At 57.6% G+C, this 14,493-nt stretch carries 16 protein-coding genes; 7 read left to right on the top strand and 9 right to left on the bottom strand.

The window, feature by feature from the left end; all coding sequences use genetic code 11:
- Positions 1-17: 17 nt before the first annotated feature.
- The 4 genes from ribA to ABMA60_RS05815 are packed head-to-tail and all read left to right on the top strand — an operon-like array spanning position 18 to position 2,790.
- The gene (ribA, locus tag ABMA60_RS05830; protein WP_392800042.1) at positions 18-644 is read left to right on the top strand and encodes a GTP cyclohydrolase II; all 627 of its coding nucleotides are present in this window, start codon (positions 18-20) and stop codon (positions 642-644) included.
- Positions 641-1,384: a RibD family protein gene (locus tag ABMA60_RS05825; protein ID WP_392800040.1), complete on the top strand. Its 744-nt coding sequence runs from the start codon at positions 641-643 to the stop codon at positions 1,382-1,384. The genes ribA and ABMA60_RS05825 overlap by 4 nt, the downstream gene beginning before the upstream one ends.
- The gene (locus ABMA60_RS05820; protein WP_392800038.1) at positions 1,381-2,394 is read left to right on the top strand and encodes a zinc-binding alcohol dehydrogenase; all 1,014 of its coding nucleotides are present in this window, start codon (positions 1,381-1,383) and stop codon (positions 2,392-2,394) included. Before ABMA60_RS05825 ends, ABMA60_RS05820 begins: the two co-directional genes overlap by 4 nt.
- A gap of 15 nt (positions 2,395-2,409) precedes the next feature.
- Positions 2,410-2,790 (top strand): 6-pyruvoyl tetrahydropterin synthase family protein, encoded by a 381-nt coding sequence (locus ABMA60_RS05815; protein WP_392800035.1) that lies wholly within the window; start codon positions 2,410-2,412, stop codon positions 2,788-2,790.
- Here the strand turns inward: ABMA60_RS05815 and ABMA60_RS05810 are convergent.
- Together ABMA60_RS05810 and ABMA60_RS05805 are read right to left on the bottom strand one after the other, a co-directional pair.
- A complete protein-coding gene (locus tag ABMA60_RS05810) occupies positions 2,779-3,819 on the bottom strand; it encodes a lysylphosphatidylglycerol synthase transmembrane domain-containing protein (protein ID WP_392800033.1) in 1,041 nt (346 codons plus the stop codon). The genes ABMA60_RS05815 and ABMA60_RS05810 overlap by 12 nt on opposite strands.
- Complete coding sequence (locus ABMA60_RS05805) at positions 3,816-4,634, bottom strand: CDP-alcohol phosphatidyltransferase family protein (RefSeq protein ID WP_392800030.1); 819 nt, start codon at positions 4,632-4,634, stop codon at positions 3,816-3,818. Before ABMA60_RS05805 ends, ABMA60_RS05810 begins: the two co-directional genes overlap by 4 nt.
- A gap of 184 nt (positions 4,635-4,818) precedes the next feature.
- Between ABMA60_RS05805 and ABMA60_RS05800 the strand changes: the two genes are divergently transcribed.
- Positions 4,819-6,384, top strand: coding sequence for a glucan biosynthesis protein (locus tag ABMA60_RS05800; protein ID WP_392800028.1), 1,566 nt, complete (start codon positions 4,819-4,821; stop codon positions 6,382-6,384).
- A complete protein-coding gene (gene mdoH, locus ABMA60_RS05795; RefSeq protein ID WP_392800025.1) occupies positions 6,381-8,255 on the top strand; it encodes a glucans biosynthesis glucosyltransferase MdoH in 1,875 nt (624 codons plus the stop codon). The genes ABMA60_RS05800 and mdoH overlap by 4 nt, the downstream gene beginning before the upstream one ends.
- A 41-nt stretch (positions 8,256-8,296) precedes the next feature.
- On the opposite strand, the gene ABMA60_RS05790 is transcribed toward mdoH, so the two are convergent.
- Both ABMA60_RS05790 and ABMA60_RS05785 read right to left on the bottom strand, forming a co-directional pair.
- On the bottom strand, positions 8,297-8,836 hold the full coding sequence (locus tag ABMA60_RS05790; RefSeq protein WP_392800022.1) for a cytochrome b: 540 nt from the start codon (positions 8,834-8,836) through the stop codon (positions 8,297-8,299).
- A gap of 226 nt (positions 8,837-9,062) precedes the next feature.
- Positions 9,063-10,028, bottom strand: a complete 966-nt coding sequence (locus tag ABMA60_RS05785) for an endonuclease/exonuclease/phosphatase family protein (protein WP_392800019.1) — start codon at positions 10,026-10,028, stop codon at positions 9,063-9,065.
- Positions 10,029-10,171: 143 nt separating this feature from the next.
- Here ABMA60_RS05785 and ABMA60_RS05780 point away from each other — a divergent pair, with 143 nt between their 5' ends.
- Positions 10,172-10,369 (top strand): hypothetical protein, encoded by a 198-nt coding sequence (locus ABMA60_RS05780; protein ID WP_392800017.1) that lies wholly within the window; start codon positions 10,172-10,174, stop codon positions 10,367-10,369.
- Between the two features lie 79 nt (positions 10,370-10,448).
- Here ABMA60_RS05780 and ABMA60_RS05775 read toward each other — a convergent pair whose 3' ends face one another.
- The 5 genes from ABMA60_RS05775 to ABMA60_RS05755 form a co-directional block, all read right to left on the bottom strand.
- Entirely contained in the window at positions 10,449-10,832 is a 384-nt protein-coding gene (locus ABMA60_RS05775) for a DoxX family protein (protein ID WP_392800015.1), read from the bottom strand.
- Positions 10,833-10,924: 92 nt separating this feature from the next.
- The gene (locus ABMA60_RS05770; protein WP_392800013.1) at positions 10,925-11,680 is read right to left on the bottom strand and encodes a TatD family hydrolase; all 756 of its coding nucleotides are present in this window, start codon (positions 11,678-11,680) and stop codon (positions 10,925-10,927) included.
- Complete coding sequence (locus tag ABMA60_RS05765) at positions 11,680-12,300, bottom strand: DUF2799 domain-containing protein (protein WP_392800010.1); 621 nt, start codon at positions 12,298-12,300, stop codon at positions 11,680-11,682. The genes ABMA60_RS05770 and ABMA60_RS05765 overlap by 1 nt, the downstream gene beginning before the upstream one ends.
- Before the next feature lie 67 nt (positions 12,301-12,367).
- On the bottom strand, positions 12,368-13,198 hold the full coding sequence (locus ABMA60_RS05760) for a divergent polysaccharide deacetylase family protein (RefSeq protein WP_392800008.1): 831 nt from the start codon (positions 13,196-13,198) through the stop codon (positions 12,368-12,370).
- A complete protein-coding gene (locus ABMA60_RS05755) occupies positions 13,185-14,489 on the bottom strand; it encodes a S41 family peptidase (RefSeq protein WP_392800005.1) in 1,305 nt (434 codons plus the stop codon). The genes ABMA60_RS05760 and ABMA60_RS05755 overlap by 14 nt, the downstream gene beginning before the upstream one ends.
- Positions 14,490-14,493 lie beyond the last annotated feature (4 nt).

Genomic DNA, 14,493 nt, shown 5'->3' with positions numbered 1-14,493 from the left:
AACATTAAGAGTACCTCATGTCTATACCTGCCGTGACCCGTATGACCAGCACAAGGATCCCCACTGAATACGGCGATTTCCAGTTGTGCTACTACACCAATACCCTCGACAACAAAGAACACCTGGCTTTTTTTATGGGCGATATCGCCCACGCCGGGCCGGTTCTGGCTCGGGTTCATTCTGAATGTTTCACCGGCGATGTGCTCGGCTCCCGGCGCTGCGATTGCGGTGAACAACTCGACCGTGCCATGGCTATGATCGCGAACGCCGGCGCTGGCGTGGTGCTCTATATGCGCCAGGAAGGCCGCGGCATCGGACTGCTCGACAAGCTGCGCGCCTATAATCTGCAAGATCAGGGCTACGACACCGTCGACGCCAATTTAATGCTCGGGCACGAAGCCGACGAACGCGACTACTCACTGGCGGCACTGATACTGGAAGATCTGGGAGTGGAATCAGTACAGCTGATCACCAACAACCCGGCTAAGATCAGTGCGCTGGAAGCCGAAGGTATTACTGTTTCGCAACGGGTATCGCTGGCCGTCGCGGCCAACACCGATAACGCTGACTACTTGCTCACCAAGGTGCAGCGTATGGATCATCTGTTGCCCCTCGAACCCATCGTCAAACCTGTCAGCTCATGACACTGAATCAGGACATCGAGCACTGGCTGCTGGCCGAACAGAAAGCCGCGCAGGACTCCGCCCAGAAGATCGGCCCTCAGCGCCCCCATATCACGCTCAGCTACGCCCAAAGCATGGACGGCAGCATTACTACCGCGCCCGGTAAAACCTTGGCACTGAGCAGCGATGCCAGCATGCAGATGACGCACCAGTTGCGCAGCCTGCACGATGGCATTTTAGTCGGCATTGGTACCGTCCTGGCCGACAACCCCCGCCTCAACGTGCGCAAATGGACCGGCAAAGACCCGCAACCCATCGTCCTCGACAGCCAGTTGCGCATGCCGCCCAGCTGCCAGCTGTGCCAGAGTGCCGAGCGCGGCTGCTGGGTGCTGACCACTCCCGAGGGCGCGGCCGATCGTGATGACTGTGAACTGATTGTTGTGCCCAGCGATGCCGACGGGCACGTTAACCTCCATGCAGCCATGGCGGTTCTGCATGAACGCGGCATTCGCAGCTTAATGGTTGAAGGCGGTGCCTCGGTGATTACTGCCTTTCTGCGAACCGCCCTGGCCGACGCCGTCATCCTGACGGTAGCCCCGGTTTTTGTGGGCGGTTACAACGCCGTGGGCCAACTGGGCGGAACCGACAGCCTGCCCTTCCCTCATATCGACGACCTGCGCAGCCAGCAACTGGGCGACGAGTTGATTGTCTGGGGTCGGCTACGCTACCCAGGTGAAGCACAACCGGGGCCCGAATCATGACCACCGCCGCTCAGCTCTGGTTTACCGCGCCGTTTCAGGTTGAAGTGCGCAAAGTATCTTTGGCATCACCGGCGGCGAATGAAGTTCAGGTGCGCAGCCGTTACTCCGCCGTCAGCCCCGGCACTGAATTACTGCTCTATCGCGGGCAATTGCCCAGTTCGATGGCACTCGACAGCTCGCTCGAATCGCTGCAGGGCGCTTCCCAGTATCCGGTGCAATACGGCTATGCCTGTGTCGGAGAGGTACAGCAAGTCGGCGCAGATGTTGACCCGGCCTGGCTGGGGAAAACGGTGTTTTCCTTCCAACCCCACGCCAGTCACTTCACGGCTCGCCCAGACCAGCTGATTGCCGTACCAACCGACATTTCCGCCGAAGCCGCCGTCTTTCTGCCCAACATGGAAACGGCCGTTAACCTGGTGCAGGACGGCCAGCCGATGCTCGGCGAGCGGGTCGTGGTGCTCGGCCAGGGCGTGGTCGGTTTGCTGTTATCGGGCGTGCTCGCCCAATACCCTCTGGCCTCTTTGCAGGCCGTTGAAGGCCAAGCCAACCGCCAGGCACTGGCTCGCCAACTGGGCGTAGAGGCGGTCTTCAGCCCGGCAGACGCCACCCCAAATCAGCAACCCGATCTGGCCGATGCCGATTTGATTTACGAGATCAGCGGGCACCCCGACGCCCTGAATCTGGCTATTGGTCTGAGTGGTTATGCCAGCCGCATCGTGATTGGCAGCTGGTATGGCAACAAGCCGGTATCGGTCAATTTAGGCGGCGAAGCGCATCGCAATCGGCTGCAACTGATTACCAGCCAGGTGAGCACTCTGGCGCCAACTCTTAGCGGCCGTTGGAGCAAACAACGCCGCTTCGACCTGGCCTGGGAGATGATTCGCCGCCTCGACCCGACCCAACTGATCACCCACAAGCTGCCATTGCGCGAAGCCGGTACCCTTTACCAGCAACTGCACGACTCTCAAGTCGACATGGTGCAGCCGCTGTTTGATTATTCCGTTGATTAACCGATAAGGATTTCTATGTATACCGTTGCCGTTACCCAGGATTTTATTGCCAATCATTATCTGATTGGCGGGGACTGGGGCGCCGAAAACAATCCCCACGCCCACCACTATGTGCTCGAAGTGCGCATCGAAAGTGACACCCTGAACGAGCATGGCTACCTGGTCGACATCGTCGAAATCGAAGCCGCCCTGAACAAGGTGGTGGGTTACTACCGCGACAGCATGCTCAACGACAAACCGGAATTCGCTGGCCTGAACCCGAGCATTGAGCATTTCAGCCGCATCCTCAGCGAACAGCTGTTGGCCGACATTACCCCGCCCGGCACCGGTGCACTCACCGTCAAACTCTGGGAAAACGACAGCTGCTGGGCGGCCTACCGGCATTCATTCGGCTGATACGACCTTGCCTTTGCTGGTCAGCCGGGGGCGATGAAAGCTGTATAAACACGCCAAGCCGACCAATAACACCAGCGCATCGCGCAGCCGGGTCAGTGCGATCAGCCCAAGGGCCGCACTGACCGGCAAACCCAGCAACTGGAACGACCACAACAGCGACGCCTCGATGGTGCCAATGCCGCCCGGCACCGGCAGCAACATAGCCAGCCGCATGCCCACCATGATGGTCAACAAATCGCTCAGCGATGGCGAAAGATTGAGAAAGCGCAACAACAGCCACAACTCCAGCAACAGCGCCACCCAACCCAGCAACGACAACAGCAAGGCGACCGCCAGACGCCCGCGGTGCAACGCCAGCGCGCCCTGCATCAAGCGCACCAGCGCCTGCCAGCCGCCTTCTTGGTTGGCATCGCGCTCAGCCGAAACAGGGCGCCAGCGTTGCACCAAGGGTCGAATCCGATTCGCCAGCCACAGCGGGTGGTACACCACCAGCGCCGCCGCCGCGACCAAGGCAACCAAGACCCCAGCCAAAATAGCCGAAACCTGAAGCCCTTCATCAAGCGGTACCACGGTCGTACCCAGCAGCATCAACACACCGGCGAGCAAGACAGCGATATTAGTCGCGGTTTCCACAAAGCGGTCCAACCCCAGCATGGCAACGGCGCGGTGCAGCGGCTGAGCGAAAAGTCGATGCAACCAGAGCACCTGCAGCGGCTCGCCACCAAAATGCGGTCCGGGAGTCAGAAAACTGACCGCGCTGCCCGCCTGGCGCATCCGAAACAAACTGATCAAGGATAACGGCGTCTGCACTGCCTGCCCCAGCAACTGCCAGCGCTGAACGGCCAAATACAGAATGCCGCCATTGACCAAAATCCACAGCAGCCAATTGTGCCAACTGAGCTGCTCAAGCTGGGCGGCTATGCTGTGCAGTGGCAACTGCCTGAGCGTCCAAACGGCCAGCGCCAGTGCCAGCAGCCAGAGCACTCCGGTGGTGAGGCTCCATCGATTGAAGCCATGACCTTGTGTCATGCAGCAGGCTCCCGGCGAGCACCAAGCCAGCCGCTGACGTGAAGCCAATCACGACAGAAGCCCAGCAGCAGCGGGATCATCAGGGCAATGCTCAACCAGTAGATAACCGATTCAGACAGAGGTGGCCACAACGCCAGCGCCACCAGCACCATTTGCGCCCCGGCCAGGTATCGACGCACCTGACTTGGCGGCAGCGAATACACCGGCCGACCGCGCTGCGCTCGCCAGTGAATACCCCACCGGAACAGGTAATAAGCCACGCTGACCAGCAAATAAACCGCCGGAAGCCGATCGGTAAAGACAGCAACCAGCGGCGCGATAAGCAAGCCGAAGGCATCCATGGCGGTATCGAGTTCAGTCCCCAGGCGCGTCGTCTGTTGCTGACGCCGGGCGACATAACCATCGAGCCCATCCAAGGCGGCGGCCAGGGTGTAAAGCACAGCCGGCGCGAACAGCAACCCCGCGTGAACTTGGAGCGGGATGATTGCCAGAAATCCGGCCGTCGCACCAATCAACCAGCCGCGCAGCAGCGTAATGCGATTGGCCGTGCCCAGGCCGGTGAACACTCGTTTATCAAAGGGACTGACGTTCAAATGCAGCCGCGTGCGGCACTGCCATAACACAAACGCCCAGCCAGCCAGACTGCCAACTAACCAGCCCGCCGCCGTGACCGGCTGTTCTGTAAACCACAAAACCAGAGCACCCGCCAACAACACAGCCGTCCCCAACCAAGCGATGCGCACCCATTCACGCTGCAAGGGCGATGACACCCGAGCGCTAAACATAGCGGCAAAACGCGTAAATGAACCCGACATAAGCGCTCCGGCTAATGCGAAACAGGCGATAAATGATCATAATACGGACCCCGAAAAAGATGGGGCCGGAGTATACGACCCGAGCGCTGGAAGGGACCAGCACTCGCAGCCTAACCGACCTCGCACCCTGTTTGAATACGCACGCATCACTCTCGACCCGCACTTGATGGAAAGGAAAAACATCATGTTACCTAGAAGTACCCGGCCCGGTTATTGGGCTGTGGCAGTCCTGCTATTGCTATTAATAGCCGGCCTGCTGTTCATCCGGTCGCTCATGGCGCCACCGGCGTCAGCGTCCGACACCCCGGCATTTAACCAACGTTGGCTTGAGGACCAGGCCCGCGAATTGGCGAGCAAACCTTTCACACCCGATAGCCTGGCCGACGACAGCGCGCTGCGCGCCTTGAGCTATGACCAATACCGGAGCATCCGGTTTGATCCGAACCACGCTGTGTGGAGTGACGAACCCAGCCCGTTTCAGCTGCAATTGTTTCACCCGGGGTTTCTGCACACCTTGCCCGTCGGCATTCACCTGGTGGAAAACGGCGTGGCTCGTCGCTTGAACTTCGATACCGCGGTGTTCAACTACGACGACAGCTCCATTGACGTGAACAACCTAAGCGCCGACGGCTATGCCGGCTTTCGGGTTCACCACCCTATCAACACCGCCGACTACTACGACGAATTTCTGGTGTTCCTGGGCGCCAGCTACTTTCGGGCGGTCGCTAAAAACCAATTCTACGGCCTTTCTGCACGCGGCTTGGCAGTAAATACCGTCGGCGAAGGCGATGAAGAATTCCCGTACTTTTCCGATTTCTGGATTGAACAGCCGGCCAGCGGCGACAGTGACATCATCGTCTACGCCCTGCTCGACAGCCCCTCGGTTACCGGTGCCTACCGCTTTACTGTGACACCCGGCATTGAGACCACCATGGACGTCGATGCCAACCTCTACCCGCGCATCGACACACCGCGCATTGGCGTTGCCCCGCTGACCTCCATGTTTATGTTCGACACCACCAACCGCGCCCGGTTCGACGATTTCCGCAACGCCGTACACGATTCCGACGGCCTGCAAATTGCGCAAGCCAATGGCGAGCAGATCTGGCGCCCCCTGGCCAACCCGGCCCATTGGCAAGCCTCGTCCTTTGCAACCGCCGACTCCGCCACACCGGCCGGCTTTGGGCTGATGCAGCGCCGAGACACCTTCGAGCAATTCAACGACAACGAAGCCCGTTACGACAAACGGCCGTCACTCTGGGTCGAGCCGCTGGGTGATTGGGGCCAAGGCCACGTCGAACTGTTGGAAATTCCGACCGACGGTGAATACCAGGACAACATTGTCGCCTACTGGCAACCGGCTGGTGGCTTGAAAGTCGGCCAGACTTACCGCTACCAATACCGCCTGCACTGGGGCGCGGCCTCGGCCTACGCACCGGCACAAGGACGCATCACCAACACCGCTTCCGGCCGCGCACTGGGCAGTAATGACCGCATTTTTGTGATTGATTACAGCGACGGTTCCGCCCTGCCCGACCTGGCGGACCATCCTGATGCCGTACGCATCCATGCCAGCACCAGCGCGGGTGATATCACCGATGTCAGCGGCACTCTGATAGAGGCCACCGGTCACTACCAGACCTACGTAAAACTCAACCCGGGTGCAGCTGATTTAGCCGAACTGCGCGTCGCGCTTGAAGTTAACGGCCAGCCCTGGGGTGAAACCTGGCTGTATCGGTGGACGCGATGACAACATCACTCACGCCACCGGCATCGCCCCTAGCCATGCCGACCCAACAGCTGTCACAGCGCCCGAACACATTTGCCGACCGCAAAACGCTGGCCACCTGGCTGGCGCGTTACTTCACCTTTGGCGGCAGCCTGGCGCTGACCATCGTCGCCAGTTGGCAGATGTACTTGACGCTGCCGCTCAGCGATGCCGCGACCACAACCGGTGCCGGCGACCTCTGGGTCAGCGCATTGCTGTGGCTACTGCTGGGACTGTTCACCCTAACCTTCGGCTGGATTTCGCTGACGGCGACGTCCGCCATGGCCTCGCTGCTGTTCTATCGCGTTCGACCCAGTTCACAGCAAGCCCAGCTCAATGCCGCCTTGCGTGGTAAAACCGTGCTGCTGATGCCCATTTACAACGAGGACGCCGCCAGCGCCTGCGCCGCCCTCGCCGCCATGGGCGAAGACTTGGGCCGCCTGAACCTGCACCGGCACTTCGAGATATTCATTCTCTCGGACAGCAACGACATAAATGTCATCAGCGCCGAAACCACTGCTGTGCAGTGCCTGCGTGATCGTCTGGGTGAAACCATGTCAGTCTGGTACCGCCGGCGCACCCAGAACACCGAACGCAAAACCGGCAACATTCGCGACTTCATCAACCGCTGGGGCAGCAGTTACGACTACATGGTAGTGCTGGACGCCGACAGCCTGATCGCCGCGGACACCCTGGCCACCCTGGTGCGGGAAATGGATGCCGACCCCAACACCGGCATTGTGCAGACCCTGCCCCGCCAATACGCTGGCGAAACCCTCTTTGCCCGGCTGCAACAATTTTCGAGTTTGGCCTACGGCCTGGTGTTCGCCAGAGGCCTGTGCGCCTGGCAGGGCCACAGCGGCAACTACTGGGGACACAACGCCATCATTCGCATCCGCGCTTTCGCGGCGGCGGCTGGCTTGCCCCAACTGCCGGGCCCACGCCCCTTCGGCGGCGACATAGCCTCACACGATTTTGTCGAAGCCGCGCTGATTCGGCGCGCCGGCTGGTCGGTACGGATGCTGCCCGACCTGGGCGGCTCCTGGGAAGAATGCCCACCGACCCTGAGCGACGCCGCCATTCGCGACCGGCGCTGGGCACAAGGCAACGTTCAACACCTGGCGGTGTTACGCACTCGCGGCCTGCGCTGGCCGAGCCGCACGCACATGATCATGGGTGTAATGAACTACCTGACGTCCCTGCTGTGGCTCGCCATGGTGACGGTAGGCTTGGTGCTGAGCACGCGCTTTGCGCTGCAAGAAAGCCAGGGCACTGCCGGTGGCGCGCTGCCCCGGTTCGATTCAGACCGCATGGTCGGGCTGTTCGTGTGCACCATGGCGCTGTTGCTGCTGCCCAAAGTGTTGGGATTGCTGGGCGGTTTACTGAGCAAAACGCGACGCGGCGGCACCAGCCGACTGAGGTTTTTGGTCAGTGCCTTGCTGGAAATGCTGTTCTCGGTACTGCACGCGCCCATTTTTATGCTGGTGCACAGTCGTCACTTATGGGAAATCGCCTGCGGGCAAGATTCCGGCTGGTCGGCCCAGCGGCGGCATGGCAGTGGCGTCATCTGGCGGCCGTTAATCGCCAATCATGGCGTGCAGACCCTGCTCGGAATAGTGGTGCTCGGACTGCTGCTGTGGCAATCGTCTTCGTTGTTGTATTGGATGCTGCCCACGGTCATCGGGCTGATATTGGCCGTACCGCTTTGCGCTCTGACGGGCAGCGAAACGGCCGGCCAATGGCTGGCAAGGTGGGGCTTGCTGGGCATCCCCGAAGAGGCAGCCCCACCTGAGATCATGCAACGCCAACAGGCGTTTCTGGAGACTTATTCGGTGGCCATCAAGGCCCGATAAAGCAACGCTCGATCAGTAATACTCGATAAAAAAGACGGCTGTTACAGCATGCGCCGGAACAAGCCGTCTTTATCGATCAGGTGCTTCGTCGCCGCGCCAATATGGCCGACGATCAACAGGCCCAAGGAAATCGCCAAGAAGCCGTGAATCGCAAACAAACGATTGGCCAGTGATTCGTCCACAGGCACAAACGGCATAGCCGGTAAGTGATACCCGCCCAGGGTCACCAGTGCCGGATAGGCCGTAACACCGGCCCAACCAAACAGAGGCGTTAATACGAGCAAGATATAAAGCAAAGAGTGCAAACTATGAGCGGCCAGTTGCAAGTGACGCGGCAAGGTATCCGGATACGCTGGCCCCTTAAGCCACACCTTCATCACGATCCGCACCACCATCAGCAACAGAACGCTAAAGCCGATCGCCTTGTGCCAGTTGTACAAGGTATTGGTCAGCGCTCCCCAAATATTAGCGGCTGCACGTTCGGCCATTACGATACCGATGGGTATTAGTGCGAAGATCATCAGGGCCATTAGCCAGTGCAGTAGTCGCCAAGCTAGCGGATATTTTTGAATTTGAGGCATGGTTCAGTTCCCTTAGTTAGTTTCAAAGCGGAGATTCGTTCCCTAAAAGACATAATAAAGGTTGTCTTTACTGGTGACTATCTTAAAGCTCTAGGCTTCCCAGCCATAACGCCTTGCGCCAGGCACTCACCCTGTTGAATGATGCGACACAAGGACTGCTAGTCCGGATGTTTCACCCAATTTACTCCTCAGAAAAACCTGCTATGCGGGCAGCTTCGCCTCCATCTTAACGAAATGATGATCGAATAATTCCATGGTCCGTACGGTACGGATTATCGTCATCAATGTGATCGTTCCAGATGCGGGTGTCCTGATGTTTCCAGATCATATCCTGGGAATACTCAAAGAATTCTTCCGACACCAGTATGTGGTCCAGCACCCCTTTGTGACTGTTGTGTTCGTGGGTGTAATAGACGTCCCGGAAGGATTTCAGTTGCTGGAAAAACAAGGTGCTGTACAGCGAACGGTCGGCACCACGCGCCCGGTTCGACAGCGTTGGCTGATCGGTAATCAGACTCAAGGTATTGCTCAGCGGATCGTCATTTAAATCACCGATTACGACGACCGGGGTGTTGGATCCACGCAACTGATCGATCAGCATCATGCGCAGGGCGGTCGCTTCTGCGGTGCGACGTATGGTCGAGAGGGCGCTGCCTATTGCGCTTCGATAATGACTGGGCAAGCGGGTCACCCGAGCAGGCAGTTTGGATTTCAAATGACAGGCGTAAAGCGTAAAGGGTGGCGTATTTCGGTCCGATGAATGAGCAACCTGCGCCTTGATAATACTGCGTGAAAACTGATCAATACTAACGCTGACTTCGTCGTCTTCACCATCACCCTCATCGAGTTTCACTAACTTGGTGAACGGAAATTTTTTAATCACCTCAGCCGAGGTTATTTGCCAGGGCGCACGGACGATCATGGCTACCGCGATGTTGTACCAACGGTCTGCGATGTATTGCGTTCGGTACCCAGATAATTCAGCAACCGACAAAACATCATCCAAAGCGTCCTTATGCCAAAGCTCCTGAAACACCACGATGTCGGCATCCACCTCAATCAGGAGGCGACGGATCCAATCGCGTTTACCTTGATATTCCTTCTGGCTAATAGGCGTGCTGGTGTAAGTGGTTAAACCGGCTTTTTGAAAGTTATAGAGATTGAACGAAGCAAAGCTGATATCAGCCGCCACCCTGTGCCCTCCCCGGTTTCATTTGGCACTTTCACTATAGCCGCCAATACCGTTTTAGAAGGTTGCAGTTACAGGTCGATGACAGATCAGTGTCTGACAGAGAACCATTTTATTGCGAATAACCCGCCAATGAGTGGGTAAAATTGAAGCTCGGTGATGCATCGGATTGCGTGTTTGGCATCGCGAAAACAGCCAGCATCGTCACGACCACGACCAACATCAATCGACGTAATGATGCTTCCAGGGTTTCTGTTTTGGTTAAAGGCATGGAACAAGCTCCGGCTGAGAAGGTTTCGTTATCCCTGTCACAACTTAACCTAAAACCGCCCCAAAAGGTGTGAAAGGCCGCTCAATACCATTCCGGGCTAAATAAAAAAGGGCACCATCGGGTGCCCTTGTCGATCGTTAACACAATTCGGCTTAGCCTTTGCGACCTTCAACGCTCAGGCTGCCAGGGCCCATGGCCACCAGGAACAGGAAACCACCAGCGATGGCGATGTTCTTGTTGAAGGAGATCATTTGCATCTGATCGGCCGGATCGAAATGGAACAGGAAACCGGACAGTATACAGAAGCCAGCCAACAGAACAGCGGCAATGCGAGTCTGATAGCCGATCAATACCGCCAAGCCACCCAGTACTTCGACCAGAATTGCCGGATAGATCAGAATGCCAGGCACGCCGACCATTTCCATATAAGCCTGATTGCCTTCCAGGCCAGTGATCTTGCTCAAACCCGACAGAATAAACATGTAGGAGATCAGCACGCGGCCAACCAGCAGAGCCCAGGGAGATAACATTTTCATTGAAACAATCCTTTTTTGAGTTGGTTAGAAAACCCAAATCACTATAGAGAGACCTACAGGACCTGCCTATCTAAATAATTAGAGCTAGTTGATTAGAATTTCTGAAATAGTCGCTGAACGTTGGCGGAGGTCTGTTCCATTAAAGAAACAAGACTCTGAGATCGTGCCTGAGCAAGACACTCCGCCGTCTGCAACAGATCCAACAGAGGATTATCATGGGCCGGTTGCGCCGGACGCATATCCGGCGCATCGGTTTCCAGCAAGATATGCTCAGCCGGGATGCGAGCAAAGGCATCACGGGTTTTAGCAGACTTCAATATCAGACTACCGCAGCCGAGATACCAACCTTTATCCAGGTAAGCCATTGCTTGTTGATAGGGTCCCAAAAACGCATGCACCACACCACGGACGTCCGGATAACGTTTGAGCAGCGCCAGCACCCGATCATGAGCTTTCACTGAATGAACGATCACCGGTAACTGGTATTCACTCGCCACGGCCAGTTGGGCTTCGAACCAGCGCTGCTGTAATTCGGGCGAGGCGTTCGATGCATTTCCGGAATGAAAATCCAGCCCGATTTCACCCAGCGCGATGCACTGCGGGTATCCCGACAACATCCTTTGCAAAGACGTTAAATCAGGCTCAGTCGGCGGTAAAAACCAGGGATGGTGACCAAAGGCGAGACGGATACGAGGGTCGGACGAAAAACGTTGCCCGGCAGCGCGCCATTGCTGTGGCTCAGTACCGGGCAAGATCCACTGACCGATGCCAGCGGCTTGTGCTTCTTTTAAAGCGCCATCCGGATCAGGCAGGCTGTCCGGATGGCAATGGGCATCAATCCAGGCCATCAGAAGTAACTGAAACGATCCTCGAGCATACGCAGCCGTGCTTCGGCGTCGGCAATATCACGAATCAACTGTTCGTTACGGCTGCGCAACGCGCCCTGGCGTTCGCGCAAACGAGTGATTTCGTTGTAGGTCGCGCGACGTTCCTCTTCACTCAGCGATTCGGAGAACAGTACCGCTTCCATTTCACTCAAACGACGTTGCGACTGCGACAACTCATTCTCGTTACTGCGCTGCTCACTGCGCAGGCCACTGATTTCCGAAGTCACCGCGTAGATTTCCCGGCCTGCCTGATAGCCATCAAGGAACTCCGGCTCCAGTGACGGCGGGCAGATGCCGGTGTACTGGTAGCCGTTGCGGGCGCGGCTGAAACCGTTACGAGCGGTACAGAAGTTCAACAAACCTTCGTCGTGACCGTCCTGATACTGACGCAGGTCCGGCGTAACGCCATGCTTGGCACAGGCTTCGCGATGAGCGCCGATGCGGTTGGCGGGATAACCATTAGCGCCGTCTTCAAAGCCAATGGAGAACCAATCAGCGGTCAAACATTCTTCTTCACTGAGGGTGGCGCAACCAGACAACACAAGCAGGGAGGCCAGCAGAAGGGCCGCTAATCGCTTCATATTCAACTCCTGTGTCAGCGATTTGTCATTTTGATGTAAAGGATTTTGGCACAGAAAGCTGAACCGGTCATGAACCTTTGGGCATACCGTGCGGCCGCTCGACCCAGAGGTTGCGATCAGGCGCGATGGGCGTCGGCTCGGGCTCGACAGGCGAAGGCTGCGGCTGATTCAACAAAGGCTTCAACGACACCCATTCGATATCGGGATAGTCCGCCGGGTCGAGGCTGGCAAAGAACGCCAGCGTTTCCGGATAAGGATGGCAGATGATGGTCACATTGCCCTGACGACGCGCGATGGCCAGCGCCTGCTGCCACTGCTGGGCAAGAAATTCCGGTGTGCGCTCATGATCGAGAAAGATACGGCGTCGCGACCAGGGCACGCCCATGGCATCGGCGACCCGCCAGCCCTGGGAATCGGCAATGGTCAATGAATCAAAGAAAAACAGCTGGCGCTGTTTCAACTCTGCCATCACCCAACCCATGGCTTCCGCATCGCGCGTCAGCTGGCTGCCCATGTGATTGCTCAACCCTTCGGCAAAGGGCACGCCGTCGAGCCCAGCCAGCAGATTGGCCAGTAACTGCTCACGACCTTCGGCGCGGTCCAATCCCAGCGGACCCAAGGGCAACCCACGCTGGTTCGACATCGGCGCGTGCACGATCACCGTCTTTTGAGCCCGGTGAGTTTCCTGTGCCAGCGCTTGAGTGAAGGGACGCCCGGGCATAATGCCGAGCGTTTGAACGAAGGGAATATTGATGGCGCTGAGCCCCGCACGCCATTGGTTGCCCAGATCGTCAACGACGATGGCAACCTGCGTCGAAGCCTGAGTCAGGCTGGTCCACGCCAACAACAGGCACAGACCAACCCAACGCACGCCTTTGCAGCTGTTAACGTGCGCCATTCAAAAAGCGCATGCCTTTGAGCACTGTCAGCGCCTGATACAGCTGATAATCATCAATCAACTGGGTATCGGTGTCAGTGCTGTCTTCGGCACGGTCTTCACTGCCGTTTTCACCTTCCGGGTTAGCCAGGTGACCGGCCAGATCCGCTTCGGTGTAGTAAGGGTTGCCATTTTCCTGCGTCAGTTTGCCGGGACGAACTTCAATGTCCGGAACGATGCCCTGCGCCTGAATGGAGCGACCTGAGGGCGTGAAGTAGCGTGCCGTGGTCAGCTTGATGGCATGGCTTTCATCCAGCGGCAGAATGGTTTGCACCGAGCCCTTACCAAAGCTGCGCGTACCCATAATGATGCCGCGATGATGATCCTGAATGGCACCGGCAACGATCTCCGAAGCCGAGGCACTGCCACCGTTGATCAGCACCACCAGATTGACGCCTTCGCTCGGATCCTCAGAATGCGCGCGGAAGCGGCTGGCACTGTTGGGCAGACGACCTTCGGTATAGACGATCAGGCCTTCGGAAATCAGCGCATCGACCACCTCGACCGAGGCTTGCAGCACGCCGCCGGGGTTATTGCGCAAGTCCAGCACCATGCCATCCAACGGACCACCGTTTTCATCGCGCAATTCTTCCATGGCTTCGACAAAGTCGCGGCCGGTGCGTTCCTGGAATTGGGAGATGCGCACATAGCCGAAGTTGTCTTCGAGCATGCGCTGGCGCACTGAGGTGATCTGAATAACATCACGCACGATTTCGATGGTCAGCGGCTGATTTTCGCCTTCGCGCACCACCGTCAGTTCAATCGGATCGCCGGGCTCACCGCGCATCAGGGTGACCGCATCGTTGACCGTCATACCTTTTACCGGGGTGTCATCAATCTGGGTAATCAGATCGCCCGACTGCATGCCCGCACGAAACGCCGGGGTATCGTCGATGGGCGCGACCACGCGGATAAAACCGGTTTCATCCAGAGTGATTTCAATACCCAGGCCGCCATACTCACCCGAGGTGCTTTCGCGCAAATCGGCGAAGTCTTCCGGGGTCAGGTAATCGGAATGTGGGTCGAGACCGGACAGCATGCCTTCAATGGCGCTTTCAATCAGTTCACTGTCATCAATGTCTTCAACGTAAGCCTGTTTGATGCGATCCAGTACCTGAGACAGCATACGGACGTCATCTACCGGCAGGCGGGTCTGACTTTTTTCGGCGTGGACACTGCTGGCAATACCGATGGAAATACCAACAATCAAGGCCGTCAGTGCAGTCAACCAGGGGCTGCGAATCAACTTCATAAGG

Source organism: Saccharospirillum sp. HFRX-2 (genome assembly GCF_043196805.1).
In the GTDB taxonomy this organism is placed as follows: domain Bacteria; phylum Pseudomonadota; class Gammaproteobacteria; order Pseudomonadales; family Natronospirillaceae; genus Saccharospirillum.
This window is presented reverse-complemented; position numbering and strand designations above follow the sequence as displayed.